This is a genomic window from Sphingomonas sp. PAMC26645 (genome assembly GCF_004795835.1).
Taxonomy (GTDB): domain Bacteria; phylum Pseudomonadota; class Alphaproteobacteria; order Sphingomonadales; family Sphingomonadaceae; genus Sphingomonas.
The window spans coordinates 431,973-457,112 of record NZ_CP039249.1; the positions used below are offsets into that span (position 1 = coordinate 431,973).

Below are 25,140 nucleotides of genomic sequence, written 5' to 3' on the forward strand. Positions count from 1 at the left end.
CGCGGCATGTGATGACCCGCCGCAACGCGCGCGACATAGCCGTCCAACGATTCCCCTGCGATTATCGGGAGAACGCGCGTTACACGCCATGGCGAAAGAGCGGTGCTCATTGCACGTGCTGTCTGGCAAACGGGTTGCTCTGGCAAAAATCGCGCGGGATGCAGTAGCTATCGACTGCCTCTGCCAGATCGTTCCGATCGACGGAGGCACGTCCATCGTGCAGGGCAACAGCCATAGCAGCGCGGACGATTTTGCAGATGCGCCGCACTCGGCCCGCCGACGCCTCCCAAAGCGGCCGCGCAATACTCTCGTGCGTAAGACCGGACAGGCAAGCCAGAATGCCTGCATCCACCATCGCGTCGTCGAGATCAGCCAGGAAACTCACAAAGAGTGCCCGATCCCCCTTCGTGTCCCAGCGTAGGGGCGAGAGATCGATGTCATCGTCGAGCCGCTCCATCAGTTCGGGCACCTGCGCCAGGACCGATCCGGCATCTTCCGATCCAACAAAGGCTACCGGCGCGATACCTGCGTCCATGATCTTTTCGCGGATCGCCGTGGCGATAGCACGGCTCATTCGGGGTCTACGTGCGGCGCGGTTGAACTCATCGAAGACGACGATCTGCACACCGCAGCGCTGCATCTCCGCGATCGCTCTTGGCCAGCGCGCCTTTTCGGTGCCGACATCCGGCCGGGCAGCGCCGAGCGCCTGCAGGATCGAGGTCGGCAGGGAGTCGGTCGTGCCGGCCCCCGCGGTCTCGACATGGAGCAACGGTTTGCAGCTCTCTTCAGCCGATGCCTCCAGACGACGGCGAAGGGCGACAATGGATTCGGTTTTGCCGCAACCGTGAGGCGCGACAAGCATGGCCCCGCCGCAAGGACCATGTGCCGGGCGACCGATCGCCGCAATGCGCATCTCATCAAGCGCGGCCACGACCGCGGTCTGAGGTGGGTAATCCACGCGGATCGCATCAAACCTCGCCTTGGCCTTGCCGACGCGGGTGGCTGCGCTGGCGGGCATCTCTTGCTCGGGGGCAGAGCTGAACCGGTCGGTCATTGGTAGCCCCCCTTGGTCATAGGCAGCCGGCGCTTGCGAGCCGGGGCGTCAAGTTCGATTTGCCCCGTCGCCGCGTGCTCACGGCGGCGCTCAAGCGCCGATTTTGCCGGTTTGGTACGCGGGTCAGGTCTTGATGAGACGATGTCCTGGTCGAGCGAGGTCAACCTCGCGCGGTCATTGGCGATGAAATCGCCAAGCGTTACCGAAGAGGGCGTCGCGTGAACCAGATCAACAATGTTTCCTGTGGTTTGCCTTATGCGCGGCACCTCGATGAGGGTGGCCAGGCGCTTTCGTGAAGCGGCAAGGTCGCCAGGGCTGATATTACGGATAGCGTCAATGAGATGCCCGCGGGCGTTCATCCGCTCCTCCTGCGTATTGAACGCCAACCCCTGCTTTTGCGCCTCGCGTTCGATCTGCTCGTGCAGCCACAAGGGCATGCCGCTGCTGTACCTCTCGTCGGCGCACATCAGTTCGACATATTTCCGGGTCTTACGGTTCCAGACATGGATGCGACTGATATCCATACTGTCGTAGCGGAACTCGACGGTCGCGGTGGCATCGCTGCGCCGCTGGCGGCGCGGCTCGATGGGCACAAGGTCGCGCAACAGTTCCGGCACCGCCTGAATCTCATGATAGCGCAGGTTGAAAGCGCGGATACCGGAGGGAGAAAGCTGCGCGTCGGAGCGCACCTCCATCACGTCGCGCGCAAACGATGCGAAGTCCGCGAAGTCGTTGATGCCGAAGCGATTGATGTCACGTTCGAATACAAGCGCGGGCTGCTGGCTACCCAGGCCGTCATGCGGCTCGACATTGTACGATGCTATGATCTGGTTCGCGATCGCCTCCAGCTCATCGAGCATGACGATGGCTTGAGCCTCAGCATCGTAACCCCAACGTCTGGCATCGTTCAGCGTCAATGCTCGCCCTGGCAACAGACGGGTTGTCTGATCATTCAGGGTTTTGATCGCACGCTCGCCGATCGCTCGGTAGGTTGGCTGCTTGATCGGGCAGAACCGAACGGAAAATCCCGCATCCCGCGCTGCCGCTTCGAGCGTGTGGCTACGAAATTCGACGGCGTTATCGAGGATCAGGCAGCCCGGCTTGCCGCAAAGCATCGCAAGAACCGGATATCGGCTTGTCATGGCCGGCGGGGGACGTTTGGGCAGCACGATGCGCCGCAATATCTCGCTGACCGACCATCGGCACGGATCTTGGAAGGTTATCAGATGGCCGACGATGGCACGACTTTTGACGTCGATAGCGAGTGTCAGCCACGGTCGTCCAAGAACCATCTGAAGGGCCGGACATACGACATGTACGTCGAGCCAAGTGTGATCCACTATCACATACTGCATGACGAAATCAGCCGCGAGCGGCTTGCCCGCTCCTGACCAATCCTGCTTGACGGCCTCTACCTCTATGGAGGTGGCCAAGGTCTTGTCCGACTCTAGTTCGTTGAAACGGCGTCGCACGGTGCGCTCTGAGCAGACCTCAAAAGGCTCGTGCGGCTTGTCGATGGACGGGTGACGCCCGTCATTCACCAGATTGAGCCGATAGGCATAATCGGCATGGATGTCCGCGACGTGGCGCCCCGCCTTCCTGCCCTCGAGCACGCATGTCCAGAGGAGCTGCTGATCGATGCTGCCGTCCGGCGAACGCGCGATGCGCCTGCCGGACAGCGGGACCATGTGACGAGGATGGCGATTTCCGATGCTGCCGCGGTTCTTTCGCCAATTCTTCACCGACGAGGCAGAAGGTTTTTGTCCGAATCGATGGGCCAACTCGGGCGTCCAGCAATCGTCGAGGGCGGCCTCAATAGCGCCGATGCCTTGCGGAACGCCCCGTTCGTCCAGCATTTGGCAGGCGGTCGCCATGCGCAAAGCGCGGGAAGAGATCGCACCCGCCTGATCGCGTGTCCATTCTGCGCTATCGTTGTAATTGCGGATTGTGTCGGATGAACGCGGCGTCCGGGTCACAGCATCTCCACCGTGCTGCATAAGCTGGAATTGCTCGACGGTCGGCAATTCGAGCGATCCGTCCTTCTGCTCGTACTTGAGGATCTCGCCCGTGATCAGGTGGGTAAGCTGGACCCGGCCGTGAGCATAGGCAGGATGATATTCGGCTCCGCGAACATCGACGATCGCGCCGGGAGAAAAGCGGATGTGCGCCATGGAATTCTAACCTTTCGGGACGCGCCGGTAGGTGGCCGGCATCGAGATGATGCCGGCGACAGGCGCTTCGGATCGAGATTGGATAGTGGCCCAGGCCATTGAGGAGATCGGATCCCGGGCAAACACCGGCGCCTCAGTGAATGGTCACCGGCGTCGTATCCAAGAGCGAACGGGTAAGGTCGATTTCAATGCGCCGAGCAACCGTCAGCGCTTGAATCAAGGCTTCGCCGGTGCGTGGGCAGTTAGGCGCGATCGCTTTGGCGGTACTTCCGAAGGTAGCATCCGTGCCCACCTGCCTTTCGTGAGCTTCCAGACGCTCCAAATGCTCCGGTAGGATCGTCACGAACCTGCGTGAACAAAACAGCATCACGTTGCGACGATGAATGAGGCTGTCCCAGATCTGGTGACGAAGGATGACCTTGAACCGGATGCCATGCTCATCACAAATTTCGTGGACCGCCGTCAGCTTCGCGCGATACTCCGGGTCGGCAAGGTCACGCTGATCTCGCTTGATCTCGATGAGCGTGACGGTGCCATCAGGTGCAACCAATTCGACGTCGATGGTGTAAACCTGCTTTTTGCCTCCCCGCGTGAATTCAAAGCGCACAGATTCTGATGCGACCCGAACCACGGCGAACTCCACCTCGGCGCGTGTCAGGAAATCGTACTGGGCCGCACCCTGCCAGTGAAGAACACGTCTGGCCTTGCGGCTTGTGTACCAGCCATTTTCATGGGCGAGTCCGCCGTTGAAGGTGCGCAGCGCACCACCATCGTCAGCCCGAATCATCCGCACATGATGCGCGTCGCTATGTTTGTCGCGGATGAACTGGGGCGTTGGTTCGCCATTGAAGCTGAGCAATAGCTCCGGCAGGTGATCGTGGTCTGCGGCATCGACTTTCATTTATCGTTCCTTCCATCTCGCAATCGGATGCGATGGACGTGAGGGGACATGATCCGGGACGGCCCCGAACCTTGACAGGTTTCACGGAATGAAGGAGATCAGGGGCAGTAAGGTCCTTGATCTTCTATGGGCCTCGCTGGGTGCAACCGGCGGGGCCTTTTCATTTCCGTAGCTTGGTAATGTTTCCGCGCGTTGGCGCGACCATCTGCTACGACATCATCGATCTCCTCCCGCTGGTTGCGAATAATGCGCAGGCCAGAGCTGCGCAGGCGTAAAGGCGGCCGCTGCGGCGATCGCCTCTTCCACCCGGCGCGAGCGCACGAGGCCTTTGGAAACTCTGGTGACAGTGCTGGGACTGACGCTCAAATCACGGGCGATTTGCGACAGCGAAGTGCCACGGCGTTCCAGCGCCCATTTGATGTGCCCGTGCCAATCTTCGCCGCCCATTGTCTACCTCACTGGGAAGTGATTTGCGCCAAGTCGCAGCGACTGTTTTGCCCCCACGACCTATATGCGATTCGAATCATGAATCGGCCAAGCCGTCAAGCTCTCTCTTCTGTTTACAAGTGTTTACGCTCGCAGCTCTATAACGCTGCCCTATAAAAAAACTGGTGCTTTTGATTTGTCCGAAAGTCAGAGCAGGGGGGTTTCGGACACATTTATAAAAATTTATTTTCGAATATTTCTTTTCTATAATTCTATACTAACGGAGTTAGTCGGCTAAGTAATTTAGTTTGACAAAATATATTCCGTTGCCTTGGGCAGACTTTATTAATTACGGCTGATTGTTTAGAGTGTTTAATATCAAACGACAGACATGGACAAATGATGATGCGGCAGGTTTTTGAGCAGCCGATTTCGGTACTCTTGGCGATCTGTCGAAAGCCACGGGCGCCCACTGCAAAACCATCGAAAATAAACCGTCCCTCCGATTGACCCATTTGAGGCCTCCGGCCAAACTTGTAATGCGGTTGTCTATGCCGCGAGGGGCGGCAATCATGGAAATCGAACGGGAATGTATCGATGCGGTCCTGTATCGCCTCTACCAAGAGATAAAAGAACACGGCCGGCCTAACGCAGGCTCAAGAGGAAACACGATCGAGCTTCTGGGCGTGGCGCTCCGCATCACGAAGCCGCGCGCTCGCATCAGCCGGTCGGAGAACCGAGGGAAGCCCTTTAGCGCGATCGGCGAACTGCTTTGGTATCTGAAGGGGTCCGACACTTTGGAATTCATCGAGCCGTATGTAAGTGCGTACAGGGATGACGCGGTTGAGGGCATCATCCAGGGGGCTTACGGCCCGAGACTTCGCGCCATGCGCGAGGGCATCGACCAGTTCGCCAGCATTGAGGCGCTGCTGTCTAGGAAGCCAGGCTCGCGTCGTGCCGTGATCCAGCTGTTCAACGCGGAGGATATAGCCACCGAGCATAAAGAGATCCCCTGCACGACCACGTTGCAATTCCATCTGCGCGACGGCCAGCTCCACATGTCGGTCACCATGCGTTCGAACGACGCGTACTGGGGACTGCCGCACGACGTGTTCTGCTTCACCATGCTGCAGGAGATGATAGCCCGCCGCCTCGGCGTCGATCTCGGGGAATACTATCAGTACGTCGGCAGCATGCACGTCTATGAGAAACATCTCGACCTGCTTGACCAGTATGTCGCGGAAGGCTTCCAGCGTACAATGGAGATGCCTCCAATGCCGAGCAGCGACCCGTTTGACCTAGTGGATCAACTCCTCGGCATCGAAGACCGGCTGCGTCAAGGCGATGATCTAGATGCCCATGCGGAAATGAGTGATCCGTACTGGGGCGACATAGTGCGGCTGCTGCAGGTATTCTGGGCGAGGGTCTGGGCCGCGGACCATCCTGCGCGGCTGGCCGAACTGCGGGGACAGCTGGCAACGACCTTTTATCGACCGTATGTCGACGGCAGACTGCACCTTAAGAGTCGCGCGGAGCAGCCGCAGGCCGAAGCTGCGCAAATTGGGGAAAATCATGTGGCCGTCGAAGAACGCTGAACATCGGCGCCTCGTGAACGAGTTGCGGGCCGCCAAGGCGCCGCTCGGACTATCGGGCCTGCCGGATGCCGCCACGATTGACACGCTGGCCATGCAGTTCGTCGCCAGTTTGCGTCGAGAGGCATACTACCGCTTGGTGCAGCTGAAGCCGTTGGGGCCGGCACGCGCGGACCCCAACAACGCGTCGTTCGATCCCGAGCGTGCGGTCGCCTTCCATATGCAGCTAGGCGACGTCGACGAGGCCGGTTGGCTGATCTTTCTGATGACTCACTTCGCCCGTCCTCTATCCGGATGGCAGCGGCTGAAAGACGTCTATGGCCAGCTAGGCGGCGGACGGTGGAGCTGGGCCGCGGTCGTCGCCAATCCGGCCGCGTTTTACGCTTGGCTCGACGCCAATTGGCAGAACGTCGGTGGCGCCTTTGGAAACCACCGGAAGTACGAAAGCATGGATCCCAACACCAACCGACCGATGAAGCGGGCGGTGGCCGATTACATCGTATGGATCGGACCTGGCGGGCATGCCGCGTTCTTCGCGAACGCCGTCCTGGCCGCCGGCAATAATCCCAGCACAATCTTCGACTATCTTTATAACCGCCTGAAGATCCGTTCGTTCGGTCGTTTGGCGAAGTTCGACTATCTCTCTAACATTGGCCGCTACCGCCTCGCGCCGATCGAAGCTGGTAAGGCCTATCTCGACGGGGCGACTGGGCCCGGGCGCGGCGCCCGTCTGATCGTAGACGGAAATCCTACCAGCGCGACCGGCAACCAAGCGATTCAGAATTCCCTCGATGCGCTCGATCAACGGCTTCAGGTCGGGATGGCCGTCATGGAGGACGCGCTATGCAACTGGCAGAAGAGCCCCCGCCGCTTCATTCACTACGTAGGCTAGTCGAGCACCGGGGAGAGGTCGCGCCACTTCCAGAACTTCTTCAGCTCGTTGAGCTGAGCCGGCCCGATCATGCGATGGTGCTGCATCTGTCCTACGGTCAGGCCAGGCCCTACACCGGAGCGGACGCTGAATCTGATCACCGAATTCCGGTTGTCGCCGAGGCATTCGAATTCCTCGTGCCTGTCCAACGGGACGATGCACCGCGCGGCGAACTCGTTCGCCTCACGCTCGCTCTGATCGACACCATGCATGTCTTCGTCAACGAAGGTTTTAGCGCCATGAAGAAGAAGGTGCCCGATCTCATGCAGCAGCGTGAACCAGAATTTGTCGTTCGCGAGACCACGGAAGCTCATGAGTATCATGGCCTTGTCGGGGGCGACCATGCGGGTGGCACCCGACGCTCGACAACCCTCGGGCGCCTTCTTGGCGACTACCGCAACACCGGCCTCGGCGCACAGGGTCTTGAGCTTGGGCAGGAACCGCTCGGGATCCTTAAGTTTGGTAAGCGCCTTGATGGCATCCAGGCGATCGTGAAGGTTCCCCGCGCTCCATGGCCGGGTTGCGATCATGTCGGTCGCCAACTCGCCGCTGCGCAGCCACATTAGAACGGCGGTGTCCTTGGATTCGAAAGAGCTCGAGGTCCTGAACAACGTGTCCGAACAGATCCTGCCGTAGCGCGCTTCCCACGCTTTCATTGTCCCGACGTTGAAGAACGCAAGACGCCGTCGAACCTCGTCCCGGCGACGCTCATCGCAAAGCCGGCCCCTCGGCCGCGGACCCGGGACCTGCAGCTGGAGCCACGACTGCGCTTCATCCATGCTCGCTGTCGCCCGTTCGAGCGCACGTTCGAGCGCGTCCTCGTAGTTGGACTGACGCTTTAGCCAGAACGACGCAGTACCGCCCAGGGAGGCGGAAAGCACCTCGGCGTGATGCGCGTCGACGGCTTCTGCACCTCCCAGGAGACCGCGAAGAGTGACCATTCCGCCCGCAAGATTCTCGGCGACCTGCTGCGCCGTGACACCGCGCCGCACCATTAGCGCGCGCAAAGAGTCACCGGGCTTTGAAAACCAATCGGGCGTGAACTCGTGTCCGTCCGTCAAGGCAGCCTCGATATTTCCAACAGCTTCAACCTTGTTACGCTGGACCAGACAATCCGGCCGCCGGCATCCACCTTGTGACGCGTGCCGACCACGGCAAGCGCTGCGCGATAGTCTGAACCAATCGCGACGGAAAGGGAATCGTTCACCAAAATATTTATGTCGTGGCCAAACAGGTCGATCAATTCATCGGCGGTCTCGAACGCCTGTGCATCCGATAGGAAGGTGACAAGCGATGCGGCCGCGATGCTGCCATAGGCCTGCTCCGCCTTGTGCAGGTCGACGCAGGCTTCGTGGAGCGATTCGCCTTCAAATGTGATGTTGATCAAGCCACGCCGCCGTCGTCATGCTCATCCCCCACGCGGCGGACGAATAGGGCCATGGACGGACAGGGGTACTCGGACGTCATTGCGGTAGCGGCGATCCGTGTGGCTTCGACTGCTGCTTGGCGCGAATGGCTTCGATCCGATCCCAATTGCGTTCAAGTTCCCTGTCGCCAGCCTCGTCCATGTTGATTTCGACGGCGCTGCACAGGCTCGCCAGCGTCACTAGCACGCCGCCGACCTCCTGGGCCGGCAGCCCCTGCGGCCGGCCGAACACGTAATCGACAAGGGCGATGGCGTCATCGCGCGAACAGGCGTTGGCTTGGGCGAGCTCTAGGGCCTCTTCGAGGAAGCGATGGGTCCGTTCGCTGCGGTCGGACCGAACCGAAGGCGGGAAGCAGGCCTCGAGCCAGCGCTCGACACGGGCCTGATACGATGTGATGTCGGCCGCCAACGTCATCCCCCAAAACATGCACCGATAAGCCGATGGCGCAAAATCCACCTTAGACAAGCGGGAAAGGCCGGTCATCCAGCAAAAGTAGACGATTTGACACGCAATTCTGTACCGAAGCTTGACGCATCAACCCGCCGTTGCGTCGACGGTGATGGCCCTATTTGACAAGGGAGTATTTCGGTGGTTGCCACCGACATGCGAGATCCGGCGTTGCAACGGAACACGCTATGGCTATGGTCTCGATCTAAATTCCGAGTGTGGTGCAGAGACGCCGTCTCTTACCTCGCGCACGTACAACTACCTGAACACATGTCCAAAGTTGGGCATAGTAGACGATCTTGCGAAAGACCGGTTCTGGGTCTTCGCTGCCACTTGTTGGCCAATCGCCTACTTACCACTCTCAGTGGCACACAAGCCTGAACACGCCGGTAAACTCGCCAACAGACAGAAAAGGGCGTTGTGTTTGCCTGCCTAAAGACGAAACGCCTTCTCCTCCCAGCGGCTTGAAGCCTTACCGAAGCAGCTTGGAAACTAGCCCACCAGCAGGACCGCACCCTGATTCCACCGAGGCCAAGCACGCCGACGACGGCCCCTGTCACGGAGGTCGAGTTTTGATGTCAAAGGATAACGCGCTGGATGCCCCGTGAGGATTCGAACCTCAATAGGCGGTATCAGAAACCGCAGTCTTACCATTAGACGACGGGGCATCAGCGAGGGCGGGCTCTACGGGTGGCCGCCGAGGCTGTCAACGCCAAGATGATGCCGTTCCGCCACTTCGCTTGCGTAATCGCGCCGCCGCACTACATTCGCATCCAAGCACCGGGCGGGTATTTTCCCGCGGCGGCAGACATAGATAGCGAGTTTTACGGCGATGGGGGATGTTTCCGCCCGAATGCCGTTCCGGCAGGGTAGTCCTGCCCGTCCGGCGGCAACCCGGCCCTCTCGTGGGCGGTGGGCCGATGCGCAGGCGTTTGCCGCGCTGGATCTCGGCACCAACAATTGCAGATTGCTGATCGCACGGCCGCAGGCTGGCGGCTTCGCGGTGATCGATGCGTTCTCGCGAATCGTCCGGCTGGGGGAGGGATTAGCCTCGACTGGCAAGCTCAGCGATGCAGCAATCGAGCGGACGATCGCGGCTTTGCGCGTCTGTTCGGATAAGTTGCAGCGGCGCAACGTCACGTTGGCGCGATCGGTCGCGACGGAGGCATGTCGGCAGGCGTCGAACGGGCCTGCGTTCATCGCGCGCGCGCTCGCCGAGACGGGCATCCATCTCGACATCATTTCCGCCGAGGAAGAGGCGCGGCTGGCGGTCCTCGGCTGCCATGCACTGATCGAGCCGGGGGAGGATCCCGCGCTCGTGTTCGATATCGGCGGCGGCTCGACCGAGCTCGTGCTAGTCGATACCTCGACGCCGATCCCGACCGTGCTCGACTGGCATTCGGCGCCGTGGGGCGTGGTGTCGCTGACCGAGCATGCCGGTGGCGGCGAGGGCGAAGGCGGCCGTCGTGCCGCGTATGCGAAGATGCGTCAGGTCGTTGCCGACAGTTTCGCGGGGTTCGCTAGCCGCCTACCCCGGCATATCGAGCGGCCGCGTTTGCTCGGCACCAGCGGCACGGTAACGACGCTCGGCAGCGTGCATCTCGGGCTCAGCCATTACGACCGCTCGGTGGTCGATGGGCTGATCGTGCCCGCCTCGGCGATGCGCAAGATCAGCGCCGACCTTTCCCATATGTCGATCACGGAGCGCGCCAAGCTGCCGTGCATCGGCAACGAGCGCGCCGACTTGGTGGTCGCGGGCTGTGCCATTCTGGAGACGATCATGGATTTGTGGCCCGCCGAACGGCTCGGCATCGCCGACCGCGGCATTCGCGAGGGTATCCTGCGCGGCCTGATGGGTTCGCCCAAGCCCGGCAAGGCCGCAGGAGCGGCGGCATGAGCCGCGGTGGTTCCGGCGGGCATGTCCGCGTGCTCACCGCGCGCAAGCGGACCGCGCAGTCGACGCGCTGGCTCGAGCGGCAGCTGAACGATCCGTATGTGAAGCGTGCCAAGGCCGACGGCTATCGTAGCCGGGCGGCCTACAAGCTGATCGAGCTCGACGAGCGATTCGAGCTGATCCGCGGGTCGAAGCGCGTGGTCGATCTCGGTCTTGCGCCGGGTGGCTGGGCACAGGTGATCCGGCGGCGGATACCCAAGGCGACTGTCGTCGGCATCGACCTGCTACCGGTCGATCCGATCGAGGGCGTGACGATCTTCGAGATGGATTTCCTCGACGATGCGGCCCCTGGCAAGCTGATCGAGGCGCTGGGTGGCGCGCCCGACCTCGTGCTGTCGGACATGGCGGCGAATACGGTCGGGCATCCGCAGACCGATGCGTTGCGGACGATGGCGCTGGTCGAGACGGCGCTGCACTTTGCGTGCGAGGTGCTGGAGCCGGGCGGGACTTTCGTGTCGAAGGTGTTCGCGGGCGGCGCTGATTCCGAGCTGGTCGCGGAGATGAAGCGGAACTTCAAGACGGTGAAGCATGCGAAACCGCCGGCGAGCCGCAAGGGGTCGGTCGAGTGGTTTGTTGTTGCGCAGGGGTTTAAGGGTCGGTCAGCGGATTAGACCTGGCTAATCCGCATCGCGGACCGACCCCGGCCAGCGTTGCGCAGCAACGACTGACGACGCGGCTTTGCCGTGGCGCCCTACCTTAGAGTGGTACCGGGCCTAACGACTGAATTAGGCAGCATGTTTCCCCGTGAAGACGGGGATCCAGACTGAGGTCCCGCCTTCGCGGGAGAACAAGGAGGCGGGGTCGCACTACTACGTGCCCTCACCCTTCCCACGGCAAGCGCCGCGGGCCCCTTCCCTCTCCCCTTCAGGGAGAGGGTACAAAGAAAAAGCCCGTGGACCTTTTGGGTCCACGGGCTCTCTCTATTCCGCGCGCCGCGGCAAAGCCGCGTCGTCGGCCGGGCTATGCCCGCCGGCCGGGGTTTCGGCCAAGCCACGGATTAGCTTTCGCTAATCCGTGGCCTCACCCCTCGTAATCCGCACCCAAGTTCTGGTTCCGCGGCGGCGCAGCAGCGGTAAGCCGCAACGCCTCAGCCGAAGCGGCCAAGCTGCCGACGGCATCGACTTCGTCGTCGTCGTCGACGCGAACCTTTTGCAGGCCCTGGATGACCTGTTCCTTGAGATGCGCCGGCTTGACGTTCTCGTCGGCGATCTCGCGCAGCGCGACGACCGGGTTCTTGTCGCGGTCGCGGTCAAGCGTCAGTTCGGCGCCGCCCGAGATCTGGCGCGCACGCTGGGCCGCGAACAACACCAGGTCGAACCGGTTGGGGATCTTGTCGACACAATCCTCGACGGTAACGCGCGCCATGCGGCTTCCTTCGTAACAACGATAGAATGAGAATGCGTCGCCTACGGGGAGTGGCCTGCAAAGTCAAGAAATGCGCTCTAGCTTGCCTCCGGTGCCCGCCATGTCCATCAGGCTGCCCATGGAAGATCCCGCAAACCAGCCGACTTTCAGCGTCGACGGCAACCAGATGACGCTGCTCGATACCGGCCCCCGCCGCCTCGACGCGGTGCTCGCGCTGATCGACGGTGCCGAGCGGACTCTGCGCATACTCTATTACATCTACGCCGACGACGAGTCCGGAAAGCGCGTCAACGCCGCGCTCATCGCCGCCGCCAAGCGCGGGGTCGAGGTCGCGCTGATCGTCGATGGCTTCGGCAGCGACGATGCGCCCCACGCCTTCTTCGAGCCGCTCGAAACCGCCGGCATCTCGGTATGCCGGTTCTCCGCACGCTTCGGCCGCCGCTATCTGCTCCGCAACCACCAGAAGCTCGCGCTCGCCGACGAGACGCGGATCATCATCGGCGGCTTCAACATCGAGGACGATTATTTCGGGACTGCCGCAGAGCAGGCGTGGCGCGACCTGGGATTACTGGTCGAGGGTCCGGCGGCGGGACGGCTGGCCGGCTATTTCGATGCGCTGAAGGACTGGATTCATGAACCCAAGGGGAAGCTGCGTCATCTGAACGCTGCGCTATCGCACTGGAGCGAGGCCAAGGGCGCAACGCGGTGGCTGATTGGTGGCCCGACGCGGAAACTGTCGCCCTGGGCGCGGGCGGTGCGCGACGACATGCGGCGCGGGCGACGGATCGACATCATCGCCGGGTATTTCACGCCTAGTCCCGCTCTGCTCCGGCGGCTCGATAAGGCTGGGCGGCGGCAGGCTGAAGTACGGGTCGTCACGGCCAGCAAATCGGACAACAACGCGACGATCGCGGCGGCGCGGTTCACCTATGCAGGGCTGTTGCGCAAGGGCGTGCGGCTGTTCGAATACCAGCCGACCAAGCTGCATACGAAGCTCTACGTGATCGACGATGCGGTCCATATCGGCTCGGCGAACTTCGACATGCGCAGCCTGTTCATCAATCTCGAACTGATGCTGCGGATCGAGGATGCGGCGTTCGCAGCGCATGTCCGGGGGTATATCGATGGTGAGGTGGCGAAGTCGGTCGAGGTGACCAAGGAACTATACCAGGCGAACACCGGGTGGGTGCAGCGGATCAAGCAGCTTGGCGCGTATTTTGTCGTGGCGGTGGTGGACCCGAGCTTGTCGCGCGGGCTGAACTTCGGGATCGACGAATAGGGGGCCGAGGAGCATCTACTCTCTTTCGTCAGGATGACGGAGAGGATTTGGACGAGGTTTCCGTTTACCTGACTTGGAGCGACACCAGCGCCGACGGCAAAGCCGCCGTCGGACGGGCTCGGCTACTTCTAGCCGACCCGCCGTCCGGGCCTGACGCTGCGCTTTGCGCATCGGCGCGGACGCTGCCGCGCCTGCTTCAGTCCTTCCACGCCCAATACAATTGCGCCGGCGGGACGTTCCACCACTCCATGTCGTGATCGATCGACTCGAAATGCGGGGTCAGGAAGTCCTTCACCTTGGGCGAGAACTGATAGACTAGGAACGCACCGCCAGTCCGAAGCACCGAGTGCGTCGCCGTCGCGATCGCCGGGCCGACGCCGGGCGGCAATGTCGAAAAAGGAAGACCCGACAACACGTAATCCGCTTTCTCGAAGCCATGGTCGGCGACGATCGTCTCGACCTCGTCGGCCGATCCCAGAACCGCGAAGAAGCGTGGGTCGGTGATCGTGTGGCGCAGATACTGGATGAATTCGGGGTTCGTATCGATCACCACCAGCTTGGCGTCGGACGCCATCCGGTCGAGGATCGGGCGGCAGAAGGTGCCGACGCCCGGGCCGTATTCGACGAACAGCTTGCAGTTCGCCCAGTCGACGGGCCCCAGCATCTTGCGGATCAGCTTGTCCGACGACGGCACGATCGAGCCGACCATCACCGGGTGTTTCAGGAACCCTGAAAAGAACATCTGCCACGGGGACGGCACGCCGGCTGGTCGGCTGCGTGCACGCCGGGTGGCGGTGGTCGAACTGGGCATCGCGTTCCTTACGGTCAGGGGTCCCGCACGCTGGCGAGGCTTTGGTCCTCCCGTCGCACGAATTCCGAACGCGTTTCAAGGGCCGCAGGTTGCATCGGGCGACGAACCGAAGCGGAAGTCGTGCTGCGCCAAGTGGTTCGGGCAGCTTTGCCAAGCGTGCGGCATCGCTTAAGCATGGATCATGAACGACGATCGGGCAGGACAGATTGCGGTTATTTTCGTGTCGATCCGTAACGACGCGGACGCCGCCGGGTATGGCGAGGCGTCCATGGCCATGGACGCGCTAGCCGCAGCTCAGCCTGGCTATCGCGGCGTCGACAGCGCGCGCGAGGCGGGCGGCATGGGAATCACCGTCAGCTATTGGGCGGACGACGCTGCGGCGATCGCATGGCGCGACCATCCCGAGCACACCGCGATTCGCGAGCGCGGGCGGGCGCACTGGTACGATAGCTATTCGGTCAACGTCGCGCGGATCGAGCGCGCCTACGCATGGCAACGGCCATGACAGGTTCGGCGACCGAAGGCCCGAAGATCGACCGCCGCTTCGCGCTGATGTTCCTGGTGATGCTGACGATCGCGGCGGGAAATACCGCGCTGCAATCGGTATTGCCCGCACTCGGGCGGTCGCTCGGGGTTGCCGACAGCGCGGTCGCGGCGGCTTTCTCGGTGTCGGCGTTGCTGTGGGTGATCGCCGCGCCGTTCTGGGCGAACCGGTCTGACAAGCACGGCCGGCGCGCGATGATTCTGCTCGGCGTCGGTGGGTTCAGTGTGTCGCTGACCGTGTGCGGCGTGTTCCTGCTCGCCGGGATCAACGCCTGGATCGGCGGCACGACCGCGTTCCTGTGCTTCATCGGCGGTCGGCTGATCTACGGCACGTTCGGCGCGGCCGCACCGCCGGCGGTGCAGGCGCTCGTGGCCGGCGAGACAACGCGCGAGGAGCGGACCAAGGCGCTTACGTTGCTCGCCTCGGCATTCGGGCTCGGCACCATATTGGGGCCGGCGATCGCGCCGTATCTGATCCTCGGCTCGATCGGCGGAGTCGAGATCGGCTTGGCGGGCCCCGCGTTCCTGTTCGCGGTGTTCGGGGTGGCGGTGTGGATCACGGTGCGGCGGATGCTGCCCGACGACAAGATCGTCGCCCCGCACGAAACGCACGGCGCGAGTTCCGCCTATCCCTCGATCGGCGGCGCGCCGACCGGCGCTTCGGTCGCTGCCGCGACCGGATCGCATGTCGAGCATGTCGGCTACACCGATCCCCGCATCCGCGCGTGGATGATCGCCGGACTGGTGATGGGCCATGCGCAGGCGATGACGGGCCAGGCGATCGGCTTCCTCGTGATCGATCGCCTCCACTTGGCGCCCGCACTTGCACTGGAGCCGACCGGCATCGTCCTGATGATGGGCGCAGGCGCTGCGCTGCTCGCGCAATGGGGCATCATCCCGCGCCTCAACATGACCCCGCGGCAACTCGTGCTGACCGGTCTCGTACTCGCGGCCGTCGGCACAGCGCTGACCGGCATCGCGACCTCGCTCTACACGATCGCCACGGCCTACGCGCTGGCGAGCCTCGGCTTCGGCTTCACGCGACCGGGGTTCACGGCGGGCTCTTCGCTGGCGGTCGGTGCAAGCGCACAAGGCTCGGTCGCGGGGAAAGTGACGTCGATCAACGGCGCGAGCTTCGTGCTGGGGCCATCGATCGGGGTCGGGCTGTACGAAGCGCAGCACTCGCTGCCGTATCTCGTCGCGGGCGCGGCCTGTGTCGTGATGATCGCCTATGCCTGGGTTTCGCTGCGTGATGCGAAAGACGTTTAAGCTGGGTCAGGCCGGTTACGCATCGGACCTGCCATGACACGCCACTGCGTCGAGCAATATCTCTTCTAGCCGACGGACGATTCGCACGAATGCGGTCTCCTCACCCAACGCGCGCGCCAGGACGATCGCGCCCTGGATCCCTGCAACCGTCTCTTCGGCGAGGCGCAGGGCCAGCGACGACGGAAGAGCGCTCGTTTCGAGGCAGTGCGCCAAGGCCGATATCCAACGGGAGAAATACCCGCTGATCCGGACCGCGAAAACATCGCCTGAGGCACCGAGCCCAAGCCAGCCGACGAGGCAGGCCCTGCCCCCGGACTGGAAATACGCCGTCACGTCCTCGATCATGGCAGTGATCGCCGAGGCCGGATCGCTCGTCTTCTCCAGCGGCACGAAGATCGTCGTGGCGAACCAATCGTCTATCTCGGCGAGGACGGCGTCCATCATCTCCGCCTTCCCGCCGGGAAAGAAGTTGTAGAGGCTGCCCTTGCCGAGCCCGGTCGCCTTCGAGAGCGTCGCTAGGCTAGCGCCCTCGAAGCCGTATTCGCGAAACGCCTCGGCCAGTGCCGGCAAGGCGTCGGCACGATCGGTCAGGACGCGCTTGGCGGTCAGAGGCCGAGATCGCTTAGCGAAGGATCGTCGTCGGGGCGACGGCCGAGCGGCCAATGGAACTTTCGGTCTCCGTCCGCGATCGCGCAGTCGTTGATCGAGGCGATGCGGCGCGCCATCAGCCCGGCGTCGTCGAACTCCCAATTCTCGTTGCCATAGGATCGGAACCAGTCGCCGGTGTCGTTGCGCCATTCATAGGCGAACCGCACCGCGATCCTGTTGCCGTCATGCGCCCAGACTTCCTTGATGAGGCGATAGTCGAGTTCCGCTGCCCATTTGCGCGTCAGGAAAGCGACGATCGCCTCGCGACCGGTCAGGAACTCGGCCCGGTTCCGCCAGACGCTGTCGGCCGTGTAGGCGAGCGATACCTTGTCCGGATCGCGGCTGTTCCACGCGTCCTCCGCCATGCGCGCCTTCTGCGCTGCGGTCTCATGCGTAAACGGAGGCAGTGGCGGTCGGGACATGACGGCACCTATCGATCAACTTGTACCGAATGGTACAACATCGCCGTAATGCGTGCAACGATGATCCCGGTGGCAAGCTCGATACGCCTATCTCCCCACCCGGCGGGAACCGGGTGGGGAGCGAGGGTCAGTCGTCCGCCTTGCTGGGGAACGCGAAGCCCAGGGGCTGGATGGCCGTCGCGTCCTGCTTCAGGCGTGCGGCCATCTGTTCGTATTCGCGTTCGGTTTCCGGAGTCACGCTGGCGCGCGACTCCTTCAACGCGCCATCGAAATCGGCCATCGTGACGTCGGTCGAATCGATCGACCTCCGCAACGCCACCAGGCCGGCGCGGCGGACAACGTCCTCCAGGTCCGCGCCGGTGAAGCGGTCGGTGCGGTCTGCGAGACGGTCGAGATCGACGTCCGACGCCAGCGGCATCTTCTCGGTCTGAATGCCCAGAATACGGCGGCGGCCTGCCTTGTCCGGCACGCCGACATAGACGAGTTCGTCGAACCGACCCGGCCGCAGCAACGCCGGGTCGATCAAGTTCGGCCGGTTGGTCGCGCCGATCACGACCACCGACTGCAACTCTTCCAGCCCGTCCATCTCCGCGAGGATCGTGTTGACGACGCGCTCGGTCACCTGCGGCTCACCAGCACCGCTGCCCCGTGCGGGCACCAGTGAATCGAGCTCATCAATGAAGATCACGCACGGCGCGACCTGGCGTGCGCGCTGGAAGAGGCGGGCGATCTGCTGTTCGCTTTCGCCGTACCATTTGCTCAGCAGGTCGGACGATTTGGTGGCGATGAAGTTCGCCTCCGCCTCGCGCGCGACCGCCTTTGCCAGCAACGTCTTGCCGGTGCCGGGCGGGCCGTAGAGCAGGAAGCCCTTGGCCGGCCGGATGCCGAGCCGGCGGAACGCGTCGGGGTTCTTGAGCGGGAGTTCGACACCCTCCTTCAGGCGCATCTGCGCGTCGTCGAGACCGCCTACATCGGCCCAGCGCACGGTCGGCGCCTGCACCATCACTTCGCGCATGGCCGAGGGCTGGACGCGCTTGAGCGCCCCGAGGAAATCCTCGCGGGTGACCGACAATTCGTCGAGCACTTCGGGCGGGATCGTTCGCTCCTCGAGGTTGAGCTTGGGCATGATCCGGCGGACCGCCTCGATCGCCGCCTCGCGGGTCAGCGCGGCGAGATCGGCACCGACGAAGCCGTAGGTGGTGCGCGACAGCTCGTCGAGATCGACGCGGTCCCCAAGCGGCATACCGCGCGTGTGGATGCCGAGGATCTCGCGACGGCCACGTTCGTCCGGCACGCCGACGACGATTTCACGGTCGAACCGGCCCGGACGGCGCAGCGCTTCGTCGATCGCCTCGGGACGGTTGGTGGCCGCGATCACGACGAGGTTCGCGCGCGACTCGATACCGTCCATCAGCGTCAGCAACTGCGCGACGAGACGCTTTTCCGCCTCGCCTGACACCTGGCCACGCTTGGGTGCGATCGAATCGATCTCGTCGATGAACACGATCGAAGGCGCCGCCTTCGCGGCTTCCTCGAACACTTCGCGGAGGCGCGACTCGGACTCGCCGTACGCCGATCCCATGATCTCGGGGCCGTTGATCAGGAAGAACTGCGCGTCGGATTCGTTGGCGACGGCGCGGGCGAGACGCGTCTTGCCGGTGCCGGGAGGGCCGTGCAGCAACACGCCCTTGGGTGGATCGACGCCCAGGCGCTGGAAGAGTTCAGGGTAGCGGAGTGGCAGTTCGACCATCTCGCGCAACTGGTCGATCGTCTGCGCCATGCCGCCGATATCGTCGTAGGTGACGTCGGCACGCCGTGCGGCCTGCGGCTCCTCGTACTCGGAGCGGAGTTCGATCTCGGTATTCTCGTCGATGTGCACCACGCCCTTGGGGCTGGCGGCGATCACCGCGAGGCGGATTTCCTGCAGCGCATACGCCGGCGCGTTCATGAACTGCTGGACGCCCGGCGGCATGTTGCCGACGCGCTGATGCCCCGCGGTCGCGACGATATCGCCCTGACAGATCGGCCGTCCGAGGAACGTGCGCTTGAGCGCGTTGGTCGAGCCCTGGAGGCGGAGGTTCTGCTGGGCTGGCGCGAAAACGACGCGGGTCGCCGGCTTTGACTCGGCCTTGCGCACCTCGACGTAATCACCCGAGCCTACGCCAGCGTTCGCGCGCTGGAGGCCATCGAGGCGGAGGATGTCGAGACCCTCGTCTTCCGGATAGGGCCCGACGGCGCGCGCGGGCGTGTTCTGCTTGCCGAGGATCTCGATCACGTCGCCTTCACCGATACCCAGCGTCGCCATCAGCGCGCGCGGCAGGTGTGCCAGGCCGCGGCCGCTGTCTTCGGGACGCGCGTTGGCGACCTGAATTTTCCGCGTGGGGATTTCGCTATCGGCCATGTCGACTCCATTCGATCTCGTAGCGTCCGAGATAGGGGGCCGGTTCCAGCCTTGTCAGGGGTTGAAAACACAAAAAAAGGGCCGGCCAATGAAGGCCAGCCCATGAAAGTTTTTAGGAGAGGATGCCTGAAAGGCGAGGTCTTTTTGCGGCGAGACGGTTCATGTTGCAAGTGCGAAGGGATCAGCTACGATTGCGCTAACTGCAATCGCATGCATGAATGCGCCCAGCAGTCGTTGTCACACTCGTCGAGTCGAAAGAGGAATCATGCGCAGGCTGCCGCCACTGGGGGCTATCGAGGCGTTCGTGCAGGTCGCGCGGCTGGGGTCGATCAAGGCCGCCGCCGAGGATCTCGCACTGTCCGCGCCTGCGCTCAGCCGCCGCGTGCAGAGTCTCGAGCGGTTCATCGCCAAGCCGCTGTTCGCACGCCGTCATCAGGCGATGGTGCTGAATGCGGACGGCGAACGGCTTCTGGCACAGATCGCACCGGTGCTCGACTCGCTTTCGGACGCGGTCGAATCGCTGACCAGCACGACTGAGGTGCTGCGGCTGCGTCTCGGGATCCTGCCGCTCTATGCCTCACAGAAACTGTTTCCACGTCTGGGCGAGCTTAGGACGTCGCACCCGGAGCTGCATCTCGATATCGATACTGCGGCGCATCTGGTGTCGCGGCTCGGCGATGGGCTCGACGCGGTGATCGCCCTGTCGCGCGAGATCGATCCGGCGTTCTACGCGCGGCGGCTCGATCGGAACTCGGTATATGTGATCGGTGCGCGGAGTTTGCTGGAGCGCGCGGACCCGGTCACGCGACCCGAACAGCTCTCGACGCTGACCGCGCTGGTGCACCGCGACATGACAGATACGTTCACGGCATGGCGGACGGCGGCGGGGCTCGACGATATCGAGCCGCTGGCGATCGATCATTTCGATTCGGGGGCTTTGATGCTGGAGGCTGCCGCGCAAGGGCTCGGCGTCGCGTTCATGCATGCGAGCCACTTCGAGGATGCGAACGATCCGCGACTGGTCCGCCTGTTCGATATCGAGGTGGAGAGCCCGTACAGCTACTGGTTCGTATGCCGCCCGCGGGCGTTGCAGACCAAGCCGGTCAAGCTGTTCCACGACTGGCTGATACGGACGGTGGCGGAGGTCTGACCCGCTACTCTCCTCCCGCTTGCGGGAGGGGGCGGGGAAGGGGCATGCCTCACGCACCGGACGCCGGTACGTGCGTCGCTCCCCCCCTTAGCCCCTCCCGCAAGCGGGAGGGGAATTCAGCTTACGCAGCGCGTGCCTTGACGATCTTGCCCGGCGAACGCGGGGGCTCGCCCTTCGGCAGCGCGTCGATCAGGTCCATGCCGTCGGTGACTTCGCCCCAGACGGTGTACTGCTTGTCGAGGAAGCGCGCGTCGTCGAACACGATGAAGAACTGCGAGTTCGCCGTGTCGGGCTGGTTCGTGCGTGCCATCGAGCACACGCCGCGGACATGTGGCTCGGCCGAGAATTCCGCCTTGAGGTTGGGCTTGCTCGACCCGCCGGTGCCGTCGCCGCGACCACCATCACCGCCCTGCGCCATGAAGCCCGGGATCACGCGGTGGAAGGGTACGCCATCGTAGAAGCCTTCGTTCGCCAGCTCGACGATCCGCTCGACGTGCTTGGGCGCCAGATCGGGGCGCAGCTTGATCGTGACGTCGCCGCCGTCGAGGGTCAGCGTCAGCGTTTCGGGGGTGTCAGCCATTCATGTTCTCCTGAATTGATGCGCGGCAGATAGGGAGCCGCACTCCGACTGGCAAATGCACGCGCGCCGCGTTAGGGCCCAACCGCGCATCTTTTAAGGGAGGCAGCCATGAGCGAACTCGAGCTTCCCGAGGTCGAAACCGACACCCAGCCCGAAAATCAGCTCGACCGCGACGACCATCTGCGTCCGGAATTCGTGCGGGCGGTGCTCGATGCGGTCGAGGATGGCGACGACGAGGCAGCGCGTACGCTGGTCGAGCCGTTGCACCCGGCCGACATCGCCGATCTATTCGAGCTGACCCCGCAACAGGATCGCGCGGCGCTGGCCCGTGCGGTCACCGACCTGCTCGACGGCGACGTGTTCGCCGAAATGAACGATTACGTCCGCGAGGATCTGATCGATGCGCTCGAGCCGCACCAGGTCGCCGATCTCGCGTCTGAACTCGATACCGACGATGCCGTCGCGATCATCGAGGACATGGACGAGGACGAGCAGCGCGCGGTGCTGCGCGCGCTCGATCCGGATGATCGCGCGGCGATCGAGGAGGCGCTGAGCTACGCCGAGGAGTCCGCCGGTCGCCTGATGCAGCGTGAGCTGATCGCGGTGCCCGAGCATTGGACCGTCGGCGACGCGATCGATTACCTCCGCGGGCATGAGGAGCTGACGACTGATTTTTGGGAGATCTTCGTCGTCGACCCTGCGCACAAGCCGATCGGCACGTGCCAGCTGTCGTGGATGCTGCGGACGCCGCGCGGGATCGCGATCGCCGACGTGATGAAGCGCGAGCAGACGCTGATCCCGGTCGACATGGATCAGGAGGAAGTCGCGCTGCGCTTCCAGAAATACGCGCTGATCTCCGCCGCGGTGGTCGATCATGGCGGACGGCTGGTCGGGATGATCACGGTCGACGACATCGTCCACATCATTTCGGAAGAAGCCGGCGAGGATACGCTGCGTCTGGCAGGGGCCGGCGACGGCGACATCAACGAGCCGATCCGGCTGACGGTGCGGACGCGGTTCACGTGGCTGGTGGTCAATCTCGGCACCGCGATGGTCGCATCGTCGGTCGTGGGGTTGTTCCAGGGGACGATCGCGAGCTTTGCGCTGCTCGCGGTGCTGATGCCGATCGTCTCTGGGATGGGCGGCAACGCCGGTACGCAGACTCTGGCGGTGGTGGTGCGCGCGCTCGCGACAAACCAGCTTACGAGTTCGAACACCGCGCGGATGATCGGCCGCGAGTTCCGGATCGCCGCCGCGAATGGCGTCATGCTGGGCGCGCTGATCGGACTTGGGACGTATGTTATCTTCCGCAATACCGACCTGTCGCTGGTGATTGCGGCGGCGATGCTGGTGAATAACATCACGGCAGGGCTGAGTGGCGTGCTGGTACCGGTGACGCTCGACAAGTTCCGGATCGACCCTGCGGTGTCGTCGGCGGTGTTCGTGACGACGATGACCGACACGATGGGGTTCTTCTCGTTCCTCGGGCTGGCGTCTTTGTGGGGTCTGCACGGTTGATCGTCCGGTATTAACGCCCATTTCCAACGCTATGCCGCTCCACCTCACCAAAGTCGCGTTCGGCGCGGAAAGCGTCGACCACCTCGCCGAACGGCTCCGGCTGCGCGGCGAGGAGGGGCCGGTGTTCCTCACCACGCGCTACCTGCCCAAGCGGCATGAGGAGGTCGCTGGTCAGGGTTCGATGTTCTGGATCCTGAAGCACCAGCTGATCGCCCGCTCGCCGATCCTCGGATTCGGCGAGGCTGAGGAAGGTCGCGTCGCCATCCACATCGATCCCAAGCTCGTGCTGGTTCAAGCGCGGCCGAAACGCGCGCATCAGGGGTGGCGGTATCTGGAAGGGGCGGATGCGCCGCTCGATCTGGGTGGCGATGCGACCGGGCTGGACGTAATGCCGCCCGCGCTAATGACCAAGCTGGCGGAATTGGCGCTCATTTAAAGGGGTGGGGCCCAGAACTCGTCGAGGTTCATCCCACCCGACGATAAACTCCACCGTCATCCCCGCGCAGGCGGGGATCCATATCCTCAGAGGATAGCGATCCCAGTGTGAGGTCAGCCAGTATGGGTTCCCGCCTCCGCGGGAATGACGACACACGTTCGGAAGGTATGAGGGCCGATACGGACAGGGTAACGCGCTCGATCCAGATGCGGATTTTGCCCGCGAGAGGTCGGTGTGGATGAGGCAGCACCACACCATCCCCTTCTACGGAGCAGAGACTCCCGCCGCCGGCTTCCCGCAGACCACCGGCCCACCGGCCGCTGCATCGACGCGGCATTTCGCGTTGCCGGTGATCGTGACCGTTCCCAGCCCGCTGTTCGTCACCTGCGCCGTGTAGCGCGCCGCCGCCTTCGTCTCGCCGACGCCGTCGAGGTGGACGGTCAGGTCATTGACCGCCAGCCCCGATGCGTCGATCGCGCCTGGCCCGCTCGTCACGAGGCGCGCGCGCGCCGCGCGGCCGGCGAGCGTCATCTGGCCGGTGCCGATCAGCGTCGCGTTCAGCTGATCGGTATCGGCCGCCGCGAGTGCCAAGCTCCCGTTCCCGCTGACCGTCACGTCGACGCGCATCCCGCGCATCTTCGCGATCGTCAGCCGCCCGCCGGCCGCGACGCTGGCCGAGGTCAGCCCGGGTGTCGAGAGCGTCACGAGGATCGGCCCCGCCCCGCCGCCGCCGCGCGTCTGTTCGCCCCAGCCGCCGGTACCCTTTCGCACCGACAGCGTGGTACCATCGACCCGGACGGCCACATCGTCCCCCCTGCCCGGGCCGGTGATGGTCGCACGCGGAGAGCCGATCGTGACGCGGACCTCGAACGGCCCCTCGACCCGCACGCGATCGAAGCTGCCGACCGAGACCGTCCGGCTCGTCGGGGAAGACTGGGCGAATGCCGGCGAGGACAGGAGCAGCGACGCGGCGAGCAGATATCTCATGCCCGCGAACGTCGCCGGTTATGTACCCCCGCGCAAGTGCGGCGGCGGCTTACCGCCCGCAGCGGACCCGCCCCGAACCCATCTTCGAGATCGTACAGCGGGATTTCGACCCGAGATCGACGTCACCCGAGCCCAACATGGCGACCTTGGCAGCGCCGTTCACCACCGCGCGCACGCTTCCCGAACCGGCGATCTCGACCGTCGCCGATTGCGCCTCAAACCGCGTGCCGTCGAGATCGCCCGAGCCTGCGATGTCCACCTTCAGATCGCGTGCCGTGCCGCTCGCATGCGCGGTACCCGATCCGGCGATCGTGAATTTCGCAACGTCGACCTTGATCGCGGCGATGTCGAGATTGCCCGATCCGGCGATTCCGCCTTCGAACCCACCGCCCTCGACACGGTCCACGGCCATGTTGCCCGATCCCGAGACGCTCGCGTCGGTCAGCCGCGGCAGGGTGACGTACACCTTAACTTTGGCCCCCTTGCTCCAGCCCATGCTTGCCCCGTTCTTGCGACCGATATTGAGCGTATCCCCGTCACGCTCGATGCGCAGGCGATCGAGTTGTTCGCTCGGCCCCTCGGCGCGAACCGAGAAGCCGGTACCGACGCGGACGTCGACGTCGTCCGAGCCCCGAAGGTCGATGCCGTTGAAACCGGCAACCTGGAAGGTCCGGGTGGTCCCCGAGCCGGCCGCCGCAGCCCCCGAGCCTTCATTGTCGCCGTTCCAGCTGAACGAGCAGGCCGCGAGAGGAATGATCAGTCCGAGCGCAAGAAAGTTCATCGCATCCTCCTGTGTATTATTGACACAATACACCCGGTACTGGACGG

25 protein-coding genes and 1 tRNA gene are annotated in these 25,140 nt (G+C 63.5%); 10 read left to right on the plus strand and 16 right to left on the minus strand.

The window, feature by feature from the left end; genetic code table 11:
- Nucleotides 1-106: 106 nt before the first annotated feature.
- The 4 genes from E5673_RS02090 to E5673_RS02105 form a co-directional block, all read right to left on the minus strand.
- Complete coding sequence (locus E5673_RS02090) at nt 107-1,054, minus strand: TniB family NTP-binding protein (RefSeq protein ID WP_136188756.1); 948 nt, start codon at nt 1,052-1,054, stop codon at nt 107-109.
- Entirely contained in the window at nt 1,051-3,225 is a 2,175-nt protein-coding gene (locus E5673_RS02095) for a DDE-type integrase/transposase/recombinase (protein ID WP_136188757.1), read from the minus strand. Before E5673_RS02095 ends, E5673_RS02090 begins: the two co-directional genes overlap by 4 nt.
- Before the next feature lie 133 nt (nt 3,226-3,358).
- Nucleotides 3,359-4,126 (minus strand): TnsA endonuclease N-terminal domain-containing protein, encoded by a 768-nt coding sequence (locus E5673_RS02100; RefSeq protein ID WP_136188758.1) that lies wholly within the window; start codon nt 4,124-4,126, stop codon nt 3,359-3,361.
- Nucleotides 4,127-4,342: 216 nt separating this feature from the next.
- Entirely contained in the window at nt 4,343-4,573 is a 231-nt protein-coding gene (locus E5673_RS02105) for a helix-turn-helix domain-containing protein (protein WP_136188759.1), read from the minus strand.
- A 551-nt stretch (nt 4,574-5,124) separates the two neighbouring features.
- On the opposite strand from E5673_RS02105, the gene E5673_RS02110 reads away from it, so the two are divergent.
- On the plus strand, nt 5,125-6,147 hold the full coding sequence (locus tag E5673_RS02110) for a thymidylate synthase (RefSeq protein ID WP_136188760.1): 1,023 nt from the start codon (nt 5,125-5,127) through the stop codon (nt 6,145-6,147).
- On the plus strand, nt 6,125-7,036 hold the full coding sequence (locus tag E5673_RS02115; RefSeq protein WP_136188761.1) for a hypothetical protein: 912 nt from the start codon (nt 6,125-6,127) through the stop codon (nt 7,034-7,036). Before E5673_RS02110 ends, E5673_RS02115 begins: the two co-directional genes overlap by 23 nt.
- Here E5673_RS02115 and E5673_RS02120 read toward each other — a convergent pair.
- From E5673_RS02120 to E5673_RS02135, 4 genes are all read right to left on the minus strand, one after another.
- A complete protein-coding gene (locus E5673_RS02120; RefSeq protein WP_136188762.1) occupies nt 7,033-8,136 on the minus strand; it encodes an ImmA/IrrE family metallo-endopeptidase in 1,104 nt (367 codons plus the stop codon). The genes E5673_RS02115 and E5673_RS02120 overlap by 4 nt on opposite strands.
- On the minus strand, nt 8,133-8,462 hold the full coding sequence (locus E5673_RS02125) for a hypothetical protein (RefSeq protein ID WP_136188763.1): 330 nt from the start codon (nt 8,460-8,462) through the stop codon (nt 8,133-8,135). The genes E5673_RS02120 and E5673_RS02125 overlap by 4 nt, the downstream gene beginning before the upstream one ends.
- 76 nt (nt 8,463-8,538) lie before the next feature.
- Nucleotides 8,539-8,985, minus strand: coding sequence for a hypothetical protein (locus E5673_RS02130; RefSeq protein WP_247599527.1), 447 nt, complete (start codon nt 8,983-8,985; stop codon nt 8,539-8,541).
- A 558-nt stretch (nt 8,986-9,543) separates the two neighbouring features.
- Nucleotides 9,544-9,617 (minus strand) — tRNA-Gln (locus tag E5673_RS02135).
- A 185-nt stretch (nt 9,618-9,802) separates the two neighbouring features.
- Between E5673_RS02135 and E5673_RS02140 the strand changes: the two genes are divergently transcribed.
- Complete coding sequence (locus E5673_RS02140; protein WP_136188764.1) at nt 9,803-10,846, plus strand: Ppx/GppA phosphatase family protein; 1,044 nt, start codon at nt 9,803-9,805, stop codon at nt 10,844-10,846.
- Complete coding sequence (locus E5673_RS02145) at nt 10,843-11,514, plus strand: RlmE family RNA methyltransferase (RefSeq protein ID WP_056487962.1); 672 nt, start codon at nt 10,843-10,845, stop codon at nt 11,512-11,514. Before E5673_RS02140 ends, E5673_RS02145 begins: the two co-directional genes overlap by 4 nt.
- Before the next feature lie 409 nt (nt 11,515-11,923).
- Here E5673_RS02145 and rpoZ read toward each other — a convergent pair whose 3' ends face one another.
- Complete coding sequence (gene rpoZ / locus E5673_RS02150) at nt 11,924-12,268, minus strand: DNA-directed RNA polymerase subunit omega (protein ID WP_055882033.1); 345 nt, start codon at nt 12,266-12,268, stop codon at nt 11,924-11,926.
- A 118-nt stretch (nt 12,269-12,386) separates the two neighbouring features.
- On the opposite strand from rpoZ, the gene E5673_RS02155 reads away from it, so the two are divergent.
- Nucleotides 12,387-13,547, plus strand: a complete 1,161-nt coding sequence (locus tag E5673_RS02155; protein WP_136188765.1) for a phosphatidylserine/phosphatidylglycerophosphate/cardiolipin synthase family protein — start codon at nt 12,387-12,389, stop codon at nt 13,545-13,547.
- A gap of 196 nt (nt 13,548-13,743) precedes the next feature.
- On the opposite strand, the gene E5673_RS02160 is transcribed toward E5673_RS02155, so the two are convergent.
- The gene (locus E5673_RS02160) at nt 13,744-14,358 is read right to left on the minus strand and encodes a methyltransferase (protein WP_136188766.1); all 615 of its coding nucleotides are present in this window, start codon (nt 14,356-14,358) and stop codon (nt 13,744-13,746) included.
- A gap of 181 nt (nt 14,359-14,539) precedes the next feature.
- On the opposite strand from E5673_RS02160, the gene E5673_RS02165 reads away from it, so the two are divergent.
- Nucleotides 14,540-14,863 carry an antibiotic biosynthesis monooxygenase gene (locus E5673_RS02165; protein WP_136188767.1) on the plus strand — a complete coding sequence of 108 codons (324 nt, stop codon included), beginning with the start codon at nt 14,540-14,542 and terminating at the stop codon, nt 14,861-14,863.
- Nucleotides 14,848-16,170 (plus strand): MFS transporter, encoded by a 1,323-nt coding sequence (locus E5673_RS02170; protein ID WP_247599528.1) that lies wholly within the window; start codon nt 14,848-14,850, stop codon nt 16,168-16,170. Before E5673_RS02165 ends, E5673_RS02170 begins: the two co-directional genes overlap by 16 nt.
- A 15-nt stretch (nt 16,171-16,185) precedes the next feature.
- Here the strand turns inward: E5673_RS02170 and E5673_RS02175 are convergent, their stop codons facing one another.
- The 3 genes from E5673_RS02175 to E5673_RS02185 form a co-directional block, all read right to left on the minus strand.
- Nucleotides 16,186-16,740, minus strand: coding sequence for a TetR/AcrR family transcriptional regulator (locus E5673_RS02175; RefSeq protein WP_247599529.1), 555 nt, complete (start codon nt 16,738-16,740; stop codon nt 16,186-16,188).
- Nucleotides 16,741-16,775: 35 nt separating this feature from the next.
- Nucleotides 16,776-17,240: a nuclear transport factor 2 family protein gene (locus E5673_RS02180; protein WP_136188768.1), complete on the minus strand. Its 465-nt coding sequence runs from the start codon at nt 17,238-17,240 to the stop codon at nt 16,776-16,778.
- A gap of 127 nt (nt 17,241-17,367) precedes the next feature.
- On the minus strand, nt 17,368-19,641 hold the full coding sequence (locus E5673_RS02185; protein WP_136188769.1) for a CDC48 family AAA ATPase: 2,274 nt from the start codon (nt 19,639-19,641) through the stop codon (nt 17,368-17,370).
- A 265-nt stretch (nt 19,642-19,906) separates the two neighbouring features.
- Here E5673_RS02185 and E5673_RS02190 point away from each other — a divergent pair, with 265 nt between their 5' ends.
- Nucleotides 19,907-20,791, plus strand: coding sequence for a LysR substrate-binding domain-containing protein (locus E5673_RS02190; RefSeq protein ID WP_056487937.1), 885 nt, complete (start codon nt 19,907-19,909; stop codon nt 20,789-20,791).
- Between the two features lie 121 nt (nt 20,792-20,912).
- On the opposite strand, the gene E5673_RS02195 is transcribed toward E5673_RS02190, so the two are convergent.
- Nucleotides 20,913-21,371, minus strand: coding sequence for a peptidylprolyl isomerase (locus E5673_RS02195; protein WP_133020215.1), 459 nt, complete (start codon nt 21,369-21,371; stop codon nt 20,913-20,915).
- 108 nt (nt 21,372-21,479) lie between these two features.
- On the opposite strand from E5673_RS02195, the gene mgtE reads away from it, so the two are divergent.
- Together mgtE and E5673_RS02205 are read left to right on the plus strand one after the other, a co-directional pair.
- Nucleotides 21,480-22,889: a magnesium transporter gene (mgtE, locus tag E5673_RS02200; protein WP_136188770.1), complete on the plus strand. Its 1,410-nt coding sequence runs from the start codon at nt 21,480-21,482 to the stop codon at nt 22,887-22,889.
- 31 nt (nt 22,890-22,920) lie between these two features.
- Nucleotides 22,921-23,325 carry a DUF1489 domain-containing protein gene (locus E5673_RS02205; RefSeq protein WP_056053914.1) on the plus strand — a complete coding sequence of 135 codons (405 nt, stop codon included), beginning with the start codon at nt 22,921-22,923 and terminating at the stop codon, nt 23,323-23,325.
- A 264-nt stretch (nt 23,326-23,589) separates the two neighbouring features.
- Here the strand turns inward: E5673_RS02205 and E5673_RS02210 are convergent, their stop codons facing one another.
- Both E5673_RS02210 and E5673_RS02215 read right to left on the minus strand, forming a co-directional pair.
- On the minus strand, nt 23,590-24,312 hold the full coding sequence (locus tag E5673_RS02210; RefSeq protein WP_136188771.1) for a DUF2807 domain-containing protein: 723 nt from the start codon (nt 24,310-24,312) through the stop codon (nt 23,590-23,592).
- Between the two features lie 49 nt (nt 24,313-24,361).
- Nucleotides 24,362-25,093, minus strand: a complete 732-nt coding sequence (locus tag E5673_RS02215; RefSeq protein ID WP_136188772.1) for a head GIN domain-containing protein — start codon at nt 25,091-25,093, stop codon at nt 24,362-24,364.
- Between the last annotated feature and the right edge of the window lie 47 nt (nt 25,094-25,140).

What these genes read in the sequence shown, in the direction of transcription:
- E5673_RS02185 (WP_136188769.1), bottom strand. Translation starts at nt 19,641, where the DNA reads ATGGCCGATAGCGAAATCCCCACGCGGAAAATTCAGGTCGCCAACGCG.
- E5673_RS02160 (WP_136188766.1), bottom strand. Translation starts at nt 14,358, where the DNA reads ATGCCCAGTTCGACCACCGCCACCCGGCGTGCACGCAGCCGACCAGCC.
- mgtE (WP_136188770.1), top strand. Translation starts at nt 21,480, where the DNA reads ATGAGCGAACTCGAGCTTCCCGAGGTCGAAACCGACACCCAGCCCGAA.
- E5673_RS02170 (WP_247599528.1), top strand. Translation starts at nt 14,848, where the DNA reads ATGGCAACGGCCATGACAGGTTCGGCGACCGAAGGCCCGAAGATCGAC.
- E5673_RS02215 (WP_136188772.1), bottom strand. Translation starts at nt 25,093, where the DNA reads ATGAACTTTCTTGCGCTCGGACTGATCATTCCTCTCGCGGCCTGCTCG.
- E5673_RS02090 (WP_136188756.1), bottom strand. Translation starts at nt 1,054, where the DNA reads ATGACCGACCGGTTCAGCTCTGCCCCCGAGCAAGAGATGCCCGCCAGC.
- E5673_RS02205 (WP_056053914.1), top strand. Translation starts at nt 22,921, where the DNA reads ATGCCGCTCCACCTCACCAAAGTCGCGTTCGGCGCGGAAAGCGTCGAC.
- E5673_RS02195 (WP_133020215.1), bottom strand. Translation starts at nt 21,371, where the DNA reads ATGGCTGACACCCCCGAAACGCTGACGCTGACCCTCGACGGCGGCGAC.
- E5673_RS02165 (WP_136188767.1), top strand. Translation starts at nt 14,540, where the DNA reads ATGAACGACGATCGGGCAGGACAGATTGCGGTTATTTTCGTGTCGATC.
- E5673_RS02180 (WP_136188768.1), bottom strand. Translation starts at nt 17,240, where the DNA reads ATGTCCCGACCGCCACTGCCTCCGTTTACGCATGAGACCGCAGCGCAG.
- E5673_RS02115 (WP_136188761.1), top strand. Translation starts at nt 6,125, where the DNA reads ATGTGGCCGTCGAAGAACGCTGAACATCGGCGCCTCGTGAACGAGTTG.
- E5673_RS02140 (WP_136188764.1), top strand. Translation starts at nt 9,803, where the DNA reads ATGCCGTTCCGGCAGGGTAGTCCTGCCCGTCCGGCGGCAACCCGGCCC.
- rpoZ (WP_055882033.1), bottom strand. Translation starts at nt 12,268, where the DNA reads ATGGCGCGCGTTACCGTCGAGGATTGTGTCGACAAGATCCCCAACCGG.
- E5673_RS02155 (WP_136188765.1), top strand. Translation starts at nt 12,387, where the DNA reads ATGGAAGATCCCGCAAACCAGCCGACTTTCAGCGTCGACGGCAACCAG.
- E5673_RS02110 (WP_136188760.1), top strand. Translation starts at nt 5,125, where the DNA reads ATGGAAATCGAACGGGAATGTATCGATGCGGTCCTGTATCGCCTCTAC.
- E5673_RS02190 (WP_056487937.1), top strand. Translation starts at nt 19,907, where the DNA reads ATGCGCAGGCTGCCGCCACTGGGGGCTATCGAGGCGTTCGTGCAGGTC.
- E5673_RS02095 (WP_136188757.1), bottom strand. Translation starts at nt 3,225, where the DNA reads ATGGCGCACATCCGCTTTTCTCCCGGCGCGATCGTCGATGTTCGCGGA.
- E5673_RS02130 (WP_247599527.1), bottom strand. Translation starts at nt 8,985, where the DNA reads ATGACCGGCCTTTCCCGCTTGTCTAAGGTGGATTTTGCGCCATCGGCT.
- E5673_RS02105 (WP_136188759.1), bottom strand. Translation starts at nt 4,573, where the DNA reads ATGGGCGGCGAAGATTGGCACGGGCACATCAAATGGGCGCTGGAACGC.
- E5673_RS02145 (WP_056487962.1), top strand. Translation starts at nt 10,843, where the DNA reads ATGAGCCGCGGTGGTTCCGGCGGGCATGTCCGCGTGCTCACCGCGCGC.
- E5673_RS02210 (WP_136188771.1), bottom strand. Translation starts at nt 24,312, where the DNA reads ATGAGATATCTGCTCGCCGCGTCGCTGCTCCTGTCCTCGCCGGCATTC.
- E5673_RS02100 (WP_136188758.1), bottom strand. Translation starts at nt 4,126, where the DNA reads ATGAAAGTCGATGCCGCAGACCACGATCACCTGCCGGAGCTATTGCTC.